Source organism: Nonomuraea sp. NPDC049784, from assembly GCF_040659615.1.
Lineage (GTDB): Bacteria > Actinomycetota > Actinomycetes > Streptosporangiales > Streptosporangiaceae > Nonomuraea.
Genome location: NZ_JBFAMX010000013.1, coordinates 47,976 through 64,739 on the forward strand (window position 1 = coordinate 47,976; position 16,764 = coordinate 64,739).

General features: G+C 70.2%; 13 protein-coding genes. 6 read left to right on the plus strand and 7 right to left on the minus strand.

The window, feature by feature from the left end; all coding sequences use genetic code 11:
• Window positions 1–95: 95 nt before the first annotated feature.
• The gene (locus AB0J09_RS06015) at window positions 96–842 is read right to left on the minus strand and encodes a TetR/AcrR family transcriptional regulator (RefSeq protein WP_360685849.1); all 747 of its coding nucleotides are present in this window, start codon (window positions 840–842) and stop codon (window positions 96–98) included.
• A gap of 100 nt (window positions 843–942) precedes the next feature.
• On the opposite strand from AB0J09_RS06015, the gene AB0J09_RS06020 reads away from it, so the two are divergent.
• Genes AB0J09_RS06020 through AB0J09_RS06030 form a run of 3 tightly spaced genes read left to right on the plus strand, consistent with a single transcriptional unit; the run spans window position 943 to window position 3,624 of the window.
• Entirely contained in the window at window positions 943–1,944 is a 1,002-nt protein-coding gene (locus tag AB0J09_RS06020; protein ID WP_360685852.1) for a zinc-dependent alcohol dehydrogenase family protein, read from the plus strand.
• A 14-nt stretch (window positions 1,945–1,958) separates the two neighbouring features.
• Complete coding sequence (locus AB0J09_RS06025) at window positions 1,959–2,321, plus strand: nuclear transport factor 2 family protein (protein WP_360685855.1); 363 nt, start codon at window positions 1,959–1,961, stop codon at window positions 2,319–2,321.
• A 19-nt stretch (window positions 2,322–2,340) separates the two neighbouring features.
• A complete protein-coding gene (locus AB0J09_RS06030) occupies window positions 2,341–3,624 on the plus strand; it encodes an SGNH/GDSL hydrolase family protein (RefSeq protein WP_360685858.1) in 1,284 nt (427 codons plus the stop codon).
• A gap of 265 nt (window positions 3,625–3,889) precedes the next feature.
• Here the strand turns inward: AB0J09_RS06030 and AB0J09_RS06035 are convergent, their stop codons facing one another.
• Window positions 3,890–5,389: a M20/M25/M40 family metallo-hydrolase gene (locus tag AB0J09_RS06035; protein ID WP_360685861.1), complete on the minus strand. Its 1,500-nt coding sequence runs from the start codon at window positions 5,387–5,389 to the stop codon at window positions 3,890–3,892.
• A 146-nt stretch (window positions 5,390–5,535) separates the two neighbouring features.
• Window positions 5,536–6,483, minus strand: coding sequence for an ATP-dependent DNA ligase (locus tag AB0J09_RS06040; protein ID WP_360685864.1), 948 nt, complete (start codon window positions 6,481–6,483; stop codon window positions 5,536–5,538).
• A 47-nt stretch (window positions 6,484–6,530) separates the two neighbouring features.
• On the opposite strand from AB0J09_RS06040, the gene AB0J09_RS06045 reads away from it, so the two are divergent.
• Window positions 6,531–7,127, plus strand: a complete 597-nt coding sequence (locus AB0J09_RS06045) for a histidine phosphatase family protein (protein ID WP_360685867.1) — start codon at window positions 6,531–6,533, stop codon at window positions 7,125–7,127.
• Here AB0J09_RS06045 and AB0J09_RS06050 read toward each other — a convergent pair.
• The gene (locus AB0J09_RS06050; RefSeq protein ID WP_360685870.1) at window positions 7,122–7,739 is read right to left on the minus strand and encodes a maleylpyruvate isomerase family mycothiol-dependent enzyme; all 618 of its coding nucleotides are present in this window, start codon (window positions 7,737–7,739) and stop codon (window positions 7,122–7,124) included. The genes AB0J09_RS06045 and AB0J09_RS06050 overlap by 6 nt on opposite strands.
• Window positions 7,740–7,803: 64 nt before the next feature.
• Between AB0J09_RS06050 and AB0J09_RS06055 the strand changes: the two genes are divergently transcribed.
• On the plus strand, window positions 7,804–8,229 hold the full coding sequence (locus AB0J09_RS06055; protein WP_360685873.1) for a MarR family transcriptional regulator: 426 nt from the start codon (window positions 7,804–7,806) through the stop codon (window positions 8,227–8,229).
• On the opposite strand, the gene AB0J09_RS06060 is transcribed toward AB0J09_RS06055, so the two are convergent.
• The 3 genes from AB0J09_RS06060 to AB0J09_RS06070 all read right to left on the minus strand — a co-directional run bounded on the left by AB0J09_RS06060 (window position 8,226) and on the right by AB0J09_RS06070 (window position 14,593).
• Window positions 8,226–10,343: a carbon starvation CstA family protein gene (locus AB0J09_RS06060; RefSeq protein ID WP_360685876.1), complete on the minus strand. Its 2,118-nt coding sequence runs from the start codon at window positions 10,341–10,343 to the stop codon at window positions 8,226–8,228. The two genes, AB0J09_RS06055 and AB0J09_RS06060, sit on opposite strands and share 4 nt — an antisense overlap.
• A 3-nt stretch (window positions 10,344–10,346) precedes the next feature.
• Complete coding sequence (locus tag AB0J09_RS06065) at window positions 10,347–10,673, minus strand: hypothetical protein (protein WP_360685879.1); 327 nt, start codon at window positions 10,671–10,673, stop codon at window positions 10,347–10,349.
• Window positions 10,674–10,837: 164 nt separating this feature from the next.
• Window positions 10,838–14,593, minus strand: a complete 3,756-nt coding sequence (locus AB0J09_RS06070; protein ID WP_360685882.1) for a S8 family serine peptidase — start codon at window positions 14,591–14,593, stop codon at window positions 10,838–10,840.
• A gap of 168 nt (window positions 14,594–14,761) precedes the next feature.
• On the opposite strand from AB0J09_RS06070, the gene AB0J09_RS06075 reads away from it, so the two are divergent.
• Window positions 14,762–16,764: AAA family ATPase (locus tag AB0J09_RS06075; protein WP_360685885.1), on the plus strand; the 2,003-nt coding region annotated here is incomplete at its 3' end.

Here is a 16,764-nt window from a genome sequence, read left to right on the forward strand (position 1 = left end):
TCCGTTACCGCAGGTCGCGATCAGCGATGCCACAGATAATAGAGCGTGATCTGTAGCGGGCGTCATCTCCTCCTGTGGCACATCGTCCAGAGAGCTCAGGCCGAGGATCGCGGCGTCCCCAGGTGGCGTGCATGCTCCACGTCGAGCCCCAGGGATCTGAGCAGGTCGAGCAGTTCGGCGTGATAGAGCTTGGCGGGATCGCCGGTCTGCGTGCCGAGATGGCCGTAGACCTCCAGGGAGATCAGACCGTGCATGCGTCCCCACATGCGCAGAGCCAGGGCGACGACGGCAGGGGGCAGGTCGGGGAAATGCTCGCGGACGGTGTCGACCAGGCCGGGTGAGAAGTCCGACCACTGGTGGCCGGTGGAGGTCTGGGTGGCTTTCGCGTACGGCCAGGCGGCGGCGGCCAGTTCGGTGAGTCCCAGGCAGGCGCGTTTGGCGGCCTCGGGGGCCGGGCCCCCGGCCGGCGCCTGGTAGCCGGCGACCGGATCGCCGTAGATCAGCCGGAAGCCTTCGGGGTTGGCCAGCGACCAGGCGCGCACGGCCTGCCCCCAGGCCAGGATGCGGCCGGCGATGGCGTCGGGGGCGATGGCGTCGCGTGCGGTCTCCACCTGGTCCAGCAGCGAGGTGTAGATGTCGTTGATCAGCGTGGTGATCAACGAGTCCCGGGTCTCGAAGTAGCTGTAGATGGCGCTGCCACTCATGCCCATCTCGCGGCCGATCGCCCGCAGTGAGACCGCGTCGGGGCCACCCTCGCTGAGGTGCTTGAGCGCGATGGCCTTGATCTCCGCGGTGGTCTGCGCCCGCAACCGTGCCCGCCGGCCCACTGTCTGCTCTTGCACGCTTGACAGCTTACACCGCTACGTTAGAGTACGGCGCACAAAGTTTGAACGCCGCTCTGATTTCGAGCGGCGCACACCCGTACTGCAGAGGGAATGGTTCATGATGAAAGCCAGGACAGTCCTGTTCGACAAGCTCGGCGGTCCCGAGGTGCTCTACCTCGCGGACGTGGAGATCGGTGAACCCGGCCCCGGCGAGGTGCGGGTGCGCATCGACGCGTTCGGCATCAACCGGGGCGAGGTGTTCCTGCGCACCGGCCGGTACTACTACGACGCGGTGCTGCCCGGCTCGCGCCTGGGCACCGAGGCCGCCGGCGTCGTGGAGGCCACCGGACCCGGCGTGACCGGCTACGCCGCAGGGGACGCGGTCAGCATCGTGGCCAAGCCGAACGACGACGGGATGTCCATCCATGGCATCTACGCCGACCGGGCCATCGTGGCGGCCGAGCGGCTGATCCACCGCCCGGAGGGCATGGACGCGGTGACCGGCGCGGCCCTGTGGGTGCCCGCGTTCACCTCCTACGGCGCGCTGGTCGAAGTCGGGCAGCTGGGGCCCGGCGATGCCGTGGTCATCACGGCCGCCTCCAGCAGCGTCGGCCTGGCCGCCGTCCAGATCGCCGCTCACCTGGGCGCCATCCCCATCGCGGTGACCAGGACCGGCGCCAAGGCCGATCGGCTGCTGGCCGCGGGCGCCGCGCAGGTGATCGCCGCCGACGACGGCGACGTGGTCAAGCAGGTGCACGCCCTCACCGGCGACCGCGGCGCGCGGTTGGTCTTCGACGGCGTCGCCGGTCCTGGCCTGCCCGAGCTGGCGCGGGCCGTGGCCCCGGACGGCATGCTGATCGTCTTCGGCTCACTGGACGGGCGGCCCACCCCGCTGCCGATGTGGTGGCCGATCAACGTCTACGGCTACGCCGTCTTCCACCTGTTCGCCGATGAGGAGCGGGTCCGGCGGGCCGAGGACTTCATCACCGACGGCCTGCGCGCCGGAGCGCTCGCCCCGGTGATCGACCGCGCCTTCGACCTGTCCGAAATCGCCGAGGCCCACCGCTACATGGAGTCCGACACCCAGGTCGGCAAGATCGTCGTCACCGTTCAGCACTGACGAGGAGAAACCCAGTGAACTACGCCGATCTCATCCACCGGTTCATCGACGCCATCAACGACACCGACGCCGCCCGGCGGCGCGCCACCATCGAGGAGATCCTCACCCCCGACTGCACCTACACCGACCCGGAGATCGCCGTTGAAGGACACGAGGCGCTGGATGAGGCGTTCGCCGTCCTGCAGCAGCGCATTCCGCCCGGTTTCCGCTTCGGCTTGATCGCCCCGGTCGACGTGCACCACCACCAGGCCCGCTTCTTCTGGCGGTTCGGCGACCCCGAGGCCGGCATCCCCGCCGCAACCGGCTCCGACGTCGCTGTCTTCGCCGACGGGCGCATCCGCCACCTCTACGCCTTCTTCGACGCAGCCAACGGCTGACCAATCGCCAGGGAGAACCATGTCATCCGCCACCCGACGGCTGCTGACTGTCATGGCCATCACCGCCTGTGCCCTGCTGGCCGGCACCGCTGCCGCATTTCCGGACACCACCCGGCAACCCTCAGCCGCCACCGGACCCGGCTGGAGCACGACCTGGACCGCCGCGCCACAGCGCCCCAGCACCAGCTTCGCCCCCAACTGGTCACAGCAGGGCTTCACCCGCCAGACTATGCGCCAGATCGTCCGGATCAGCGCTGGCGGCAAGACGGCCCGGATCCGCCTGTCAAACCTCTACGGCACCACCCCGCTCACCATCGAGCGCGCCACCCTCGCTCGCACCGCCCGCGGGGCCGCCATCGAACCGGGATCGCTGCGCCACCTGACCGTCCACGGAAAGCGAACCTTCACCGTCCCGGCCGGGGCCGACCTCGCCACCGACCCGGTGCCGCTGCACCTGGCCGCCCTGGACTCGGTCACCATCACGTTCTTCGTGAACCGGCCGACCGGCCCGGCCACCTACCACGCCCAAGCCCTCGCCACCACCTACCGGGCCGCGGGCGATCACGCGGCCGACGTCGGTCCTGCCGCCTTCACCGACACCTCACAATCCTGGTACTACCTCGCCGGCGTGGATGTGACCCCCACGGCGCGCCGCGGCGGCGTGGTCACATTCGGTGACTCCCTCACCGAGGGAGCCGGCAGCAGCACCGACGCCAACAACCGCTACCCCGACGAACTCGCCGAACGCCTGGCCGCCGCCGGCACGCCCCGCGCCGTGCTGAACCAAGGCATCGCCGGCAACCGCGTCACCGTCGACTCCGCCTGGTTCGGCGACAAGGCCGCCGCCCGCTTCCGCCGCGACGTCCTGGGCCAACCGGGCGTGCGCACCGTCATCATCCTGGCCGGCATCAACGACATCGGCATCGGCGAACTGGCGGCGGCATCTCCCTCCCCGATCTTCGCTCCCTACCCCGACGTCTCCGCCGGCCAGGTCATCGCTGGACTGCGCGAACTCATCCAGATGGCCCACGCCAAGGGCCTGTCCGTGATCGGCGCGACTTTGATGCCGGTCAAGGGATCGGCCTACTACACCGCCCGCAGCGAGGCCAAGCGCGAAGCCATCAACGCCTGGATCCGCACCTCCGGCCCGTACGACGCCGTGGTGGATCTCGACCGCGTCACCGCCTCACCCGCCGACGCCGACCGGCTCAACCCCGCCTACGACTCAGGCGACCACCTCCACCTCAACGACGCCGGGTACCGAGCCGTCGCGGGCGCCATCAACCCCGCCGACCTCGGCTGAACGCCCGAACCTCGCTCTGTCGCCGATCGCCTCCACCTGCCGCACCCCGGCACCGCACTTGTGGAGATGATCGTGGACGCCGTGGCATCAACCAGGGCTGTATGCGGCCTGGCGCCGGACGGGTTAGGCCGCCTCGGCCGGACCGTCGTGCAGCCGGGTGAAGTCGATGTCCAGGCGGGGCTCGTACGATGTGCATTCCGCACGAGCGATCTGCAGGGCTCGTCGGGGTGGCGGATCGCCGTAGCTATATGAGGTCCAGGCCGTGTCAGCCGGGGGACTTCGCGGTCAGCGTCGCCGCCATGGGAGCCGTTCTCGATGGAATGGATCGGAGGTTGAAGGCGTACCGGGCGATCGAGTCCGCGATCGCGTCGGCGTCCACGTCCAGCGCCGTGTCGTTGATGTTGGCGATCGTGTCGCACGCCTCGTGGTAGCAGACGTCGTACGCGACCCCCGCCGTGCCGCCGAACAGCGCCGCCTCCTCGGCCGTCTTGATCCCCTCGGCGCCCGTGAAGATCCCACCCGACGGGATCCCCACCGCGATGAACGGGCCGTAGTCGGAGCGCCCGTCGAAGTCGGTGCCGACGGTGGGCAGCCGGCGCGAGCCGTAGAAGGCCTCGAGTTGCTTCTCGATCTCGGCGGATCCGGGCGGCCCTGCCGGGGAGCCGACGTTGTCGGAGTTGTCCCCGTCATAAAGCTTGTACGCGTAGTTCGGCGAGGCCACCATGTCGAAGTTCAGGTACACCCTGATCCGGTCGCGCTCCGCCTCCGACAGGGACTCGACGTACTGGTCGGACCCGAGCAGGCCGATCTCCTCGGCGGCCCAGAAGGCGAAGCGGACCTTGTTCTTCACCGGGAGGTGCGCCATCTCCTCGGCGACCTCCAGGATCGACGCGCTGCCCGACCCGTCGTCGTTGATGCCGGGGCCGGCGGTGACGCTGTCGAGGTGGGCGCCGGTCATCACGACGTTGCGCGGGTCACCGAAGCGGGACTCCGCGATCACGTTGTCATTGGTGCCGAGCACGAGCTTGGAGTCGACCTTGAGCCGGACGGTCGCGCCGGCCGTGGCCGCCAGCTCATTGCCGACGGCGAAGTCGGCGAACACCATCGGGACCCCGGCCCGCCACTCACCGATGTCCAGCGGGAACGCCTCCGTCCGCCCCGCCTGGCCCTCGTTGAACACGATGATCCCGGACGCGCCCGCGCGCCCCGCGTTGCGGATCTTCTGGGCGAAGGCGCAGGTGCCGCGCTGGATGAGCGCGATCCGGCCGGGAACGAAGCCCGCGAAGTCGGACTCCTCACAGCCACTGGTCGAGGTGGGCGCCGGGGACGGCGGCAGCGTCAGGTCCACGCCCTGGACCTGCGCGGTCACGTCACCGGCCGGGGAGGGCTGGAAGGAGTAGAAGTCCTCGTTCGGCACGTACGACTTCGAGCCGGGCGCGGTCAGGGCGAGCGTGGGCGGGGAGTTCTCGGTCCAGCTCTCGACGTAGTCGATCGGCTGGAGCGTGACCTTGTATCCGGCCTTACGCAGCTTGCCCGCCACGTAGTCGCGGGAGGCGTTGTAGCCGGAGGTGCCTGCGGCGCGGGTGCCGCCGTTGGCGGTGGCGATCGCCTGCAGGGCCTCGAGGTGCTTCTTGACGTTCGCGCCCTTGACCTGTTTGACGAGCAGCTTGGCGAAGACGTCGTCCAGGCCGACGGCGTTGGCCGGTGCGGCCATGGCGAGTGGCAAGGCGAGCGCGGTGATCATTGCGATGGCGATTCGGCGCATAAAGATCCCCCTGCTGGATGGGAATGCGGCAAGTCCCCCGAGCCGCCACGCGAACGTAACCCGCCCAGGAATCACTGAGAAGGCCCATACGTGCGTCAAAATCCGGACATATCTGGCGAGTCGCCGCCCACGCAGGCGGGGTACGGTCACTCGCCGCGACGGGCGCGGGCGCGGCGTTTGCCCTCGTGCATCGCCTGTACGCGGGCGATCGGGATCGTGTGACCCTCCTCGACCAGGTCGGCGGGCAGCCGTTGCGGCTCGGGCATGAGATCGGCCCACGGGTCGGCGTCCTTGAGCAGCTCCGCCGCGGTGTGAATGGTGAAGTCGGCGGGCGCTACCTGGTCGAGCGACTCCCAGTCCACGGGGAAGGACACGGGCGCGCCGGGGCGTATGCGCGGGCTGTACGCGGCCGCCACCGTGGCCCCGCCCGCCCTGGTCGAGTCGATGAACACCTTGCCCGCGCGGTCCTCGCGGATGAACGCCGTGGTCGCCAGCGCCGGATCGATCCGCTCCGCGCGGGCGCCCACCGCGCGGGTGGCCGCCGCCAGGTCCTCCACGCCTGTCCCCTCCACCACGGGCACGAACACGTGCACGCCCTTGGCCCCGCTGGTCTTCACCGCGCCCGCCAGGCCGGCGTCCTCCAGCGCCTGGCGTACCAGGAAGGCCCCGCGCACGGCCAGCTCGAAGGCGTCGCTACCGTCGGGCGGGTCGAGGTCGAGCACCATGTGCGTGGGATGGGAGCCCACGAACAGACCCGGGTGGTACTCCACCGCCCGCTGGTTGGCGAACCAGAGCAACGTCTTCCTGTCGTTGCAGAGCGCGTACGTCACCTGCCTGCGCGACGCCTCGGCCCACACGGAGACCGACTTCACCCAGTCGGGGGCGTACTTGGGCAGGTTCTTCTGCATGAACGGCTCCTGCCCGGGACGCACTCGGATGACTGAGAGCGCCCGGTCGCGCAGGACCGGGACGATGCGGTCGCTCACGGCGTCGAGGTAGTCGACCAAGTCACGCTTGGTCGCCCCCGCCCCGTCGAAGAGCGGCTGGTCGAGGTTGGTGAGCGCAATCCCGTCGCGCGTCTCGTCGCTGGCCACGCCCTACCATGCCCATGACGTGCATCCGAGGTCAACAAAGGAGCCCGATGACCCGCTACCTCTACCTCACCCGCCATGGCGAGGCCACGCCGGACGAGAGCGGTCTGACGGAGAACGGCCGCCGCCAGGCCACGCTGCTCGGCGAACGTCTGAAGGGCGTCCCCTTCGCCGCCATCCACCACGGCCCGCTCCCCAGGGCCGCCCAGACCGCCCGCCTGATCGCCGAGCAGCTCCCGGACGTCCCTGTGCGGGTCTCCGAGGCCGCCGGAGACTTCGTCCCGTACGTACCGAAAAGGGAGGAGCTGCCGCCACAGCACGCGGACCGGCTCCTCGGCTTCGTCGGCCAGTTCCCGGAGGACGGCGGCGCGCGGCTCGCCCGCGAGGCCGAAGAGCTGTTCACCGGCCCGGTGGAAGGCACCCGCCACGAGCTGGTCGTCACGCACAACTTCCTGATCGGCTGGCTCGTCCGCGCCACGCTGGACGCCCCGGACTGGCGCTGGCTCGGCCTCAACCACTGCAACGCCGCCCTGACTGTCATCAGGTACGCGCAGGATCGCCCGTCCTCGGTGCTCTTCTACAACGACATGGCACACCTGCCGCCCGAGCTCAGATGGACCGGATTCCCGCCCGAGCTCCGCCTATAGGCGCTCCGCGCCCACCCCTCTCAGGCTGGGCACCGCGGCCGGCCGTCCGCTCAGCAGCAGGAGCAGGGCCCGTACGGGGCCCTCCACCACATCCCCTTCGCCGACCGCCCAGTCCACGTCCGTTGCCACGAGCCGGAGCCCGTGCAGGCGCCGCTGCGGATAGAAGGGGAAGCCGCGCTCCCAGATGTGGGTGGCGCAGGCGCGGGCGACGTCGAGCGGCATGGCCCGGTCGAGGCCCAGTGGCACGGTGATGTCCTGGGCGTGGACGAGCACGTCGAACAGCGGGTCCAGCGGTTTGGTCGTCGGCGCCCTGCGGTGCGAGGTGGCCGACTCGCGTATCTGCCCGACGATCTCGCCTATCGGCAGCCAGGCGTGCCGTATCGCCGTGTCCCGAATGAAGCGGTCGAAGTTCCCTCCTGCCCGGACGAACTCCACCATCGCCCGCGGGACGCTCGCCCTGGTGGCGAGCGCGAGGTGGGCGGCCACGTCGCGGACCCGCCAGCCCTCACAGAGCGAAGGCCGCTCCCAGTCGGCCACCGGCAACGAGCCGAGCAGGTCGGCCAGGCTCCGCCGCTCGATCTCGAGGGCAGCCCAGATCTCTTCCTGATTCATCGCACGCCCCAATTTGCTAAGGTGTCATTAATATAAGGCTTCCTTAGCAATTGGAGAAGGGGCATTGGCCGCCACGCACCCACCGCATGTCGTCGCGCTGCTTTACGAGGCGTACCTGCGACTCCAGGACGTCGTGCTCGAGGCGGGCCGGGCGTACGACGCCCGCGTCCGGCCCGCGCACTCCGCGGTGTTCTTTCACATGGAGCACGACGGCATCCGGCTGAGCAGGCTCGCGGAGAAGGCCCAGATGACCCCGCAGGCAATGGGGGCGCTGGTCGACGACCTGGAGGAGATGGGCCACCTACGCCGGGTGCCCGACCCGGCCGACCGCCGGGCCAAGCTCATCGTGTTCACCGAGCGCGGCGACGAGGCGCTGAAGGCAGGCTACGACGCGATCGACGGCGTCGAGCGCCGCCTGGCGGCCCTGCTCGGCGAGGACGGTCTCGCCGAGCTGAACGCCACATTGAGCCGCGTCATCACCGACTTCTAGGAGGGCGCCTTGGCCATCGCCTCCCGCTCCTCCCGGGTCGCGATGAGCCCGGCGGGGGCGAGGATCTTCGACTCCTCGAACGGCGCCTCCGTGGTCGGCAGCGGCTCCCGCGTCCTGATCGCGGTCACCCACACCCGCAGGGCGTCGAGGATCACGATGATGATCAGGGCCGCGAACAGCGCCGCCAGGATGCCGTCCACGGTGGAGTTGACCACGATCTGCTCCATCGCGCTCTGGGTCTTGGCCGGCGCGAGCAGCTTCCCCTGGTCCAGCGCCGCCTGATAGCGGTCACGCTGGGCGAAGAAGCCGAGCGTGGGGTCGGGGGAGAACACCTTCTGGTAGCTGGCCGTCAGCGTGACGGCGGCGTCCCAGGCCAGCGGCACCCCCGTCACCCAGGCCCACTTCAGCCGCCCGCTCTTGATCAGCAGCGTCGTGGCCACGGTGAGCGCCACCGCGGCGAGCAGCTGGTTGGCGATGCCGAAGAGCGGGAAGAGCTGGTTGATGCCGCCCAGGGGGTCGTTGACGCCCACGTAGAGGAAGTAGCCCCAGGCCGCCACCACGACGGCGCTGGCCGCCACCAGCCCCGGCCACCAGCTCACCTTGGCGATCGGCTTCCACAGGTTGCCCAGCGTGTCCTGCAGCATGAACCGCCCCACCCGCGTCCCCGCGTCGACCGTGGTGAGGATGAACAGCGCCTCGAACATGATCGCGAAGTGGTACCAGAACGCCTGTAACCCCGCTCCCCCGATGAACCCGGAGAAGATCTGCGAGATGCCCACCGCCAGCGTGGGCGCGCCGCCGGTGCGGGCGATCAGGGTCTGCTCCTGTACGGCCGCCGCCGCGGCCTGGAGCTGCTCCGGCGTGATCACGAAGCCCATGTTCGCGACCGCCTGCGAGGCGCTCTGCACGGTGGCCCCGACGACCGCGGCCGGGGAGTTCATCGCTAAGTAGAGCCCGGGAGTCAGGACGCAGGCCGCGGTGATGGCCATGACGGCCACGAACGACTCCATGAGCATGGAGCCGTACCCGATCATCCGGACCTGGGTCTCCTTCTGGATCATCTTGGGGGTCGTGCCGGACGAGATCAGCGCGTGGAAGCCCGACAGCGCCCCGCAGGCGATGATGATGAACACGAACGGGAACAGCGACCCCGCGAACACCGGCCCCTTGCCGTTGAACGCGAAGTCCGTGAACGCCGGGGTCTTCAGCGCGGGCATCGTGACGGCGATGCCGATCGCGATCAGCACGATGGTGCCGATCTTCATGAACGTCGACAGATAGTCGCGCGGCGCGAGCAGCATCCACACGGGCAGCACCGCGGCGACGAACCCGTACGCGATGAGCCAGAGCGCCAGCGCGGACGGGCTCAGCGTGAAGAACGGCGCCCAGCTCGACTCCTGCACCCAGCCGCCGGCCACGATCGACAGCAGCAGGAGCGCGACCCCGATCACGGTGGTCTCGACGACCTTCCCCGGGCGGATCACCCGCAGGTAGAAGCCCATGAACAGGGCGATCGGGATGGTCATGGCGATGGAGAAGACGCCCCACGGCGACTTGGCCAGGGCGTTGACCACGACGAGCGCCAGCACGGCCAGCAGGATGATCATGATGGCGAAGACCGCGATGAGCGCCGCGGCCCCGCCGATCGGCCCGATCTCCTCACGGGCCATCTGGCCGAGGCTCCTGCCGTTGCGCCGCATGGAGAAGAACAGGATCACCATGTCCTGCACGGCCCCGGCGAAGATCACGCCGGCGACGATCCAGATGGTGCCGGGAAGGTAGCCCATCTGAGCCGCCAGCACGGGCCCCACCAGCGGACCCGCCCCGGCGATGGCGGCGAAGTGGTGACCGAACAGGATGCGCCGGTCGGTCGGCTGGTAGTCGATGCCGTTGTCGAGCCGCTCGGCCGGGGTGGCCCTGCGGTCGTCCGCGCCCAGCACCTTGCGGACGATGAAACGGGCGTAGAAACGGTAGGCGATGGCGTACGAACCGAGTGCGGCGGCCAGCAGCCAGACCGCGTTGACGTTCTCTCCTCTGGACAGGGCGAGCACCGCCCATCCCGCGGCCCCGACGAGGGCGACCGCCGTCCAGATGATGATGGAACGCAGCTTCACCCGTTACCTCCCAGGGATGGGGCGGCCCAGGCAGCAACGCAGCCCGGCGTCCGGCGGCAGATCGGTGGTGAAGTGCCGCCAGCGCCAGAGCGGACGGCAGTCGATCGTCACGGGAAGCTCGGCGAGATGCACCCAGGCGGTGGGATGGGCGTATACCAGATCGGTCCCGAGGCTGCGGGCCTGCCGGGGAAGACGGGAGCGACGCAGCGGCCTGACGGAGAACTCTCCCGCGTCCGCGCAGCAGAGGCCGGTCACGTGCCAGTCGAAGAACACCACTTCTTCGTCGCGCAGCGCTTCACGGGCGGCAGGCGTCAACGTGATACGGGACATCTGGGGCTCCTGAGTATCAGGCAGCTCAGAAATCTACGTCGGCCTTACCCGCTGTAGTCGTTTTCGAAACGTTTGCCCGACGTTGGGGGATGGATGACGAGCCGGCCCTTGGAGACGCGGCGGGCCCCCACCGCACTGCGGTGGGGGCCCGGTGTGTCAGGGGATCAGGGCTTCTTCCAGGGCGCGAAGTACGCCGCCGTCACGAAGTCCAGCTCCAGCATGTCGGGTGGGAGCCCGCCCGTCGCGCTCGTTCCGGTGACGAAGATCCGGACACCGGCGTCGGCAGTCGCGTCCACGGCGAGCGCGTGGGCGCTGTCCCTGGAGGCCACCTCGCCGTCGTAACGGCCGAGCCAGGTCTGAGCACCATTGGCGGCGTCATAGGCGATCGTCACGTAGTCGTCGCCTCTGTTCGGGTCGTCCACGCTCTGACCGGAGACGACCACCCTGTTCCCGTCCGGGGTGAGGGCGAGGTCCCAGGCGATGTCGTCGGACTTCGCCTGCCCGCTGTAGGTCTGCACCCACGACCGCGCGCCCGTGGCAGGGTCGTAAGCGATGGTGGTGTAGTCCGTCCTCGTGTCCACGCCGTCGGTGTTGCCGGTCACGTACACCTTGCCGCTGGCCGCGACCACGATGTCGTGCGTGTTGTCGCTGCCGTGCGCCGGACCGTCGTAGCGGTCCACCCACGTCTGCTTTCCTGTGGTCGTGTCGTAGGCGATCGTGGTGATGTCGGTCTGCGTAGCGGCATCGACGTCGGAACCGGTGACGAAGAGCGACTTGCCGTCCGCGGCGACCGCCATGGCGGAGGGCAAGTCCATGCCGTGCGCCGGGCCGTCGTGCTGGGCACTCCAGAGCTGCTCACCCGTGCCGGCGTTGTAGGCCACGGTGCCCCAGTTGCACAGGCCCGTGCCCCGTTCGCCGGAACTCTGGCCGGTGACGAAGAGCTTGGAGCCGTCAGGGGCGACCGAGATCGCCGTCGCGCTGTCGGTCCCTCCTCCCGGCCCTGCAAAGTGCGTGAGCCACGTGCGCTCGCCGGTGCCGGCGTCGTACGCGATCGTGTAGTAGTCGTCCTTACCGTCCGGGCCCAGCGTGGACATGCCGGTGACGTAGACGCTCTTCCCGTCCGGGCTGACCGTGAGCGCGTTGCCGGAGTCGAAGGCGCTGCCCGGACCCGTGTGCCGCGCGGTCCAGACCTCCTCGCCCGTGGCCGTGTCGTAGGCGATGGTGACGGCGTCGGTGCCGGTCTCGTTCCCTGCGCTGGTGCCGACGACGAACAGCTTGCTCCCGTCGGGGCTCACCTCGATCGCCTCCGGCTCGTCGTAGTTGCCCGCGGGGCCCACGTAGCTCTTGCTCCACAGCTCCACGCCGGTGACGGCGTCGTGGGCGACGGTGACGATGCTCGGGCTGAGCACGCCGGGCGACGATCCGTAGCTGGCGCCCGACACGTACACGCGCTTGCCCTTCGGGTCGAGCGCGATCTGCTCGGCGGAGTCATCCCCGCCCGCGACCCCGTGATTGGCCGACCAGGTCTCCTGCACCGGCCGCACGATGATGGGGACGCGTACGGTGTGCTGCTTGTCCTTCCAGGTGAGCTGCCCGCCCTGATAGGTGTTCATCGGGGCCGTGGTCCGCGTGAACGTGACCTTGAACGACTTCGTCTCCCCAGCCCGCAGCGTGAGCTTTTTCGGGCTGACCTCGACCGTGATGCCGTCCAGTCCGGCGGTGGAGGCGGTGTACGTGGTGGTCGAGCGACCGACGTTGGTCACCTCGCGGGTCACCGTCTGGGTGCCGGGCAGCCTGCCGATCGAGATCGAGGGGGTGTTCATGTCGCTCGCGTCGAACGAGTACCCCTTCCCGGCCAGCTTGTCGCAGATCTCCTTGTCGACGCCCTTGGTCGTCCCGCAGAGGAACGCCACCCAGTCCTCGATCCCGCTGTCGTAGACCAGCCCGGGATCGGCGGCGCTGTTCGGGGCGACGTGGCCGGCGCCCTGGGCGAAGATCACCGACGGGTCGGTGCCGGGCCCGTCGAGTACGTCGGTGCCGCTCGTCATCAGCGCCGACTTGATGGCCATCGGCGACCATGACGGGTGCAGGTCCTTCAGCAGCGCGGCGAGCCCTGCGACGTGGGGCGCCGACATCGAGGTGCCGCTGGAGAAGTTGAACTCCAGGCCGTTGGCCGCCGGGGGCGCGAACGCCGCCAGGATGTCCTGACCGGGAGCGATCAGGTCGGGCTTCAGCACGTCTCCCCCACCGGCCGCCAGCGGCCCGCGCGAGGAGAACTCGGCCACGTACGGGGCCGGGGCGTCGTTGCTGATCGTCGCCTGGTCGATGGTTGCCGTCGCGCCGTCGGTGGCGGCGTAGTCCTTGATCGTCTGCCTGTCCTTGACGGCAATGTGCACCGTGGGAACGGAGTGCAGGTCGGAGTTGAGGGAGTTCTCGTCGACATTGGCCAGGATCATGCCGATGCCGCCCGCCTCGGCGACGGCGATGCTCTTGTTGACGCGCGGTGTGATCCCGCGGTCACAGATGACGATCTTGCCCTTCACCTTGGCCGGGTCGAGCACTGGCTTGCCGCCGTTGTCCCTGGCGGCGTAGCACTGGGCCAGCCGCGTCGCATCCACGCCGGCCAGTCCTGCCGCGGTGGAGTCGACGAGGGGCGCGGGGCCTGCCTTCGTGGACAGCGAGGCGCCGCTGATCTTGGTGCCGTTGCCGAGCGTCACCGATCCCTGCGTGCTGCGGTTGTGCGTGCCCGCCGCGACCGTCGTCACCCAGGGGGACGGGTGCGCCACCGTGGAGGCGGTGGGACCGCTGTTCCCCGCGGAGGCCGAGACGAAGATGCCCGCCTCCGCCGCCGACAGGAATGCCGCCTCCGCCGGGTCGAGGAAGTCCGTGCTCGTGCCCGAGACCGAGTAGTTGATGACGTCCACGCCGTCCGCGACCGCCTGGTCGATGGCGGCGACCAGGTCCGAGTAGTAGCCGTTGGCCGTGGACCCGTCCTGGGTCGACCAGAGCGCCTTGTACGTGGAGACCCGCGCCCGCGGCGCGATGCCGCTGATCGAGCCGAACGCCGCGGCCGGCCCCGTCGTGGGGACGCCGTAGTTACCGGCCGCCGTCGAGGAGGTGTGCGTGCCGTGCCCGTTGTAGTCGCGCGGCGACAGGTACTCCCACGGCAGTTCCTTCTTGACCCCCTCGTCACCGCCCCAGCCGTCGTTGAAGTACCGCGCCGCGGCCAGCTTGCCGTTGCACATGCCGCCGTCCCAGGAGCCGTCCGGGCTCCCGGACACGCACGTGCCGTTGAAACCGCGAACCGGGTCGTACGGCTTCCCGTCGGCGTCGGGGCTGGCGAAACTCTTGCTGGTCGGCCAGATGCCGCTGTCGATCACGCCGATGACCAGACCGTCGCCCGCGCCCTTGTTCCCCTTGGCTCCGGTGGGGCCGCCGAGTTGGTCCCAGAGGCCGCCTTGCGCGTCGAGGCCCAGGAACGAGGGCGTCGAGGACGTCTGCGCCGTCACCTTCTTGTCTTCGGTCACGGCCACGACGTCGGGCATGGCCCGCAGCTCCCTGGCCTGCGACTCGGTCAGCTTGGCCGCGAAACCACCGTACGAGTACACGTAGTCGTAGAGCTTCTTGCCGCCGCCGGCCTTCTTGAGCGCGGCGTCGTGCCGGCCGCGCAGGTGGTCCGCGTATTTCTTGACGTCGGCGGAGCCGGGGTCGATCTTCTTGCCCTGCTGGGGCTTGGTGGTGGCCAGCCCGGCCACGTCACCCTCGTACGTCGCGACGGGGTCCGCCGCCATCTGCACGATGTACGTCTTCTGTTCTTCGGGTGCGGCTTCCGCCTCGGCCGCGCCCGGCCAGGCCACCGCGATCAGCGCGATCGCCGCTACGAGTAAGCGGCGTCCACGCGTAGGTTCGGACAGGTCCATTGTTGCCCCTCAATGCATCGCCGCTGATCACGCGGATGATCGCCGAGGCTAACGAGGGGCGGACTGAAGCGGCATCCGTACCGAATACGGAAATTTGGGCGTTACGTAGATCCGGTAACCTGGCTTTCCGCTGATATTTCGCCATCAGGGCAGGTAGGGGGTGGTCGCATGCCCCGCGTGGCCCCCTCGGGCGCCCTCTCCGATGTGCTCATCGGACGCCGTTCCGAGCTGGCGCTCCTCCGTGCCGTCATCGCCGCCCCGCCCTCCCTCGCCGTCATCGAAGGGGAGGCGGGCATCGGCAAGAGCCGCCTGGTCGGGGAGTTGCTCGCGGCCCCGGAGACGGCCGGCGTCCGCAGGCTCGTGGGGCAGTGCGAGCAGCTCCAGGAGCCCCTGCCGCTGTCTCCCCTGATCGACGCATTCCGCCTGGTCGGCGACCTCGTCGCCGCCCGGCCGTTCAGCCCGATCGTGGGAGCGCTCGCGCCGCTGCTTCCCGAGCTCGCCGAGCACCTGCCGCCGCCGCTGCCCGCGTTACCCGACCAGCGTGCGGAGCGGCACCGGGTGTTCCGGGCGGCCGTGGCCCTGCTCGACCAGCTGAGCCCGCTGGTGCTCGTACTGGAGGATGTGCACTGGGCCGACGGCGGCACGCACGACTTCCTCGCCTTCCTCGCCGCCCACCAGCCGCGGAACGTCTCGGTGATCCTCACGGTCCGCACCGAGTCGGGACCGCTGCCGGTTCGCGAGGCGTTCGCCCGCGCGCTGTCGGGTCCCGCTCGGGTGGTCAGCCTCACCCCGTTGAGCCTGGCCGAGGTGGAGGAGCTGGCGCGGAGCATCCTGAAGAGCGACCTCCCCCGTACGTTCGCCGCTCCGCTCTACGAGAAGACCGGGGGCATCCCGTTCGTCGTGGAGGAAGTGCTCCGTACGCTGCTGGAGCGCCTGCCTGCCGGCGAGATCCCCGGCCGCCCCGACGTGCTGGCCGGCCTGGCCGTCCCGACCGTGCTGCGTGACGTCCTGCTGCAGCGCCTGTCCTCGCTCGACGACACCGCGCGGGAGATCCTCGGGGCCGCCGCCGTGATCGGCATGACGCCCGACGACCGGCTGCTCGCGGAGGTCACCGGCCGCGGTGCCCTGGAGATCGCCAGAGCGCTCGCGTCGGCGCAGGCCGTGGGGCTGCTGCATGAAGAGGACGGGCAGTCCTCGTTCCGTCATGCGCTGGCCCGGCAGATCGTGTACGAGTCCGTGGCCGCGCCGGCACGGCGATGGCTGCACCTCAGGACCGCGCAGGCCCTGGAGTCCGGGGCCGGTCCCAGGCCGGTGGCCCGGCTCGCCCACCACTTCCGGCACGCGGGCCGCACCGCCGAGTTCGTGGCGAACGCGGAAGCCGCCGCCGACACGGCCCTGTCCCACGGCGACGACGCCACGGCGGCGCGTTTCCTGCTCCAGGCACTGGAGATCGGCTCGCTGGAGCGCGAGCACCGCGTCCACCTAGCCGTCAAGCTGGGACGGGCGGCGGTGGACGGCCTGGCCCACGCGGAGGCCGTACCGATACTCGAACGCCTCCTCGCCGCCGAGCCGCTCCCCGCCCCCCTGCGCGGCGAGCTCCGCTTCGCGCTCGGCCGCCTGCTCCGGCAGCAGGGTGAGGCGCGGGCGGGCTACCTCCAGATAGAGCGTGCGGTCGACGACCTCGACGACCGGCCCGCGCTGCTGGGGCGGGCGCTGGCCGTGCTCGCGGCGCCGGAGACCGTGGTGGACCGGCACGTCAGCGAGCACGCCGCGCGCTGCGACGAGGCCGAGAAGGCCTCCTGCCGCAGCGGGGACCGCGACGTGGACATCGCGGTACGCATCGCGCGGGCATCCCTCCTGCTGGAGCAGGGGGATCCGGGGAGCTGGCGGCTGATCGACGACCTGCTGCGTGACGACCGGCTCAGGAGCGTGCCTCGCGAGCATGCCCGCGCCTGCCTCAACTGGGCCCAGGGCGCGCTGCACATCGGCCGGCTGGACCGCGCCGAAGCCCTGCTCGCGGAGGGGCGGCGGGTGGCGGACCAGGCCGAGTACCTGCGGGTGGCGGAGGTCGTGGAGCTGGTGACGGCCGCGGTCGATCGGGCGGCCGGGCGGTGGGACGGCCTGGAGCCCCGGCTCCGCCGTCTGGGAGGCGCGCCCAGCCCGGAAGGCGG

Bases quoted from the DNA above. Each gene is read 5' to 3' on its own strand.
- AB0J09_RS06020 (WP_360685852.1), top strand. From the start codon at position 943: ATGATGAAAGCCAGGACAGTCCTGTTCGACAAGCTCGGCGGTCCCGAG.
- AB0J09_RS06030 (WP_360685858.1), top strand. From the start codon at position 2,341: ATGTCATCCGCCACCCGACGGCTGCTGACTGTCATGGCCATCACCGCC.
- AB0J09_RS06035 (WP_360685861.1), bottom strand. From the start codon at position 5,389: ATGCGCCGAATCGCCATCGCAATGATCACCGCGCTCGCCTTGCCACTC.
- AB0J09_RS06045 (WP_360685867.1), top strand. From the start codon at position 6,531: ATGACCCGCTACCTCTACCTCACCCGCCATGGCGAGGCCACGCCGGAC.
- AB0J09_RS06050 (WP_360685870.1), bottom strand. From the start codon at position 7,739: ATGAATCAGGAAGAGATCTGGGCTGCCCTCGAGATCGAGCGGCGGAGC.
- AB0J09_RS06065 (WP_360685879.1), bottom strand. From the start codon at position 10,673: ATGTCCCGTATCACGTTGACGCCTGCCGCCCGTGAAGCGCTGCGCGAC.
- AB0J09_RS06070 (WP_360685882.1), bottom strand. From the start codon at position 14,593: ATGGACCTGTCCGAACCTACGCGTGGACGCCGCTTACTCGTAGCGGCG.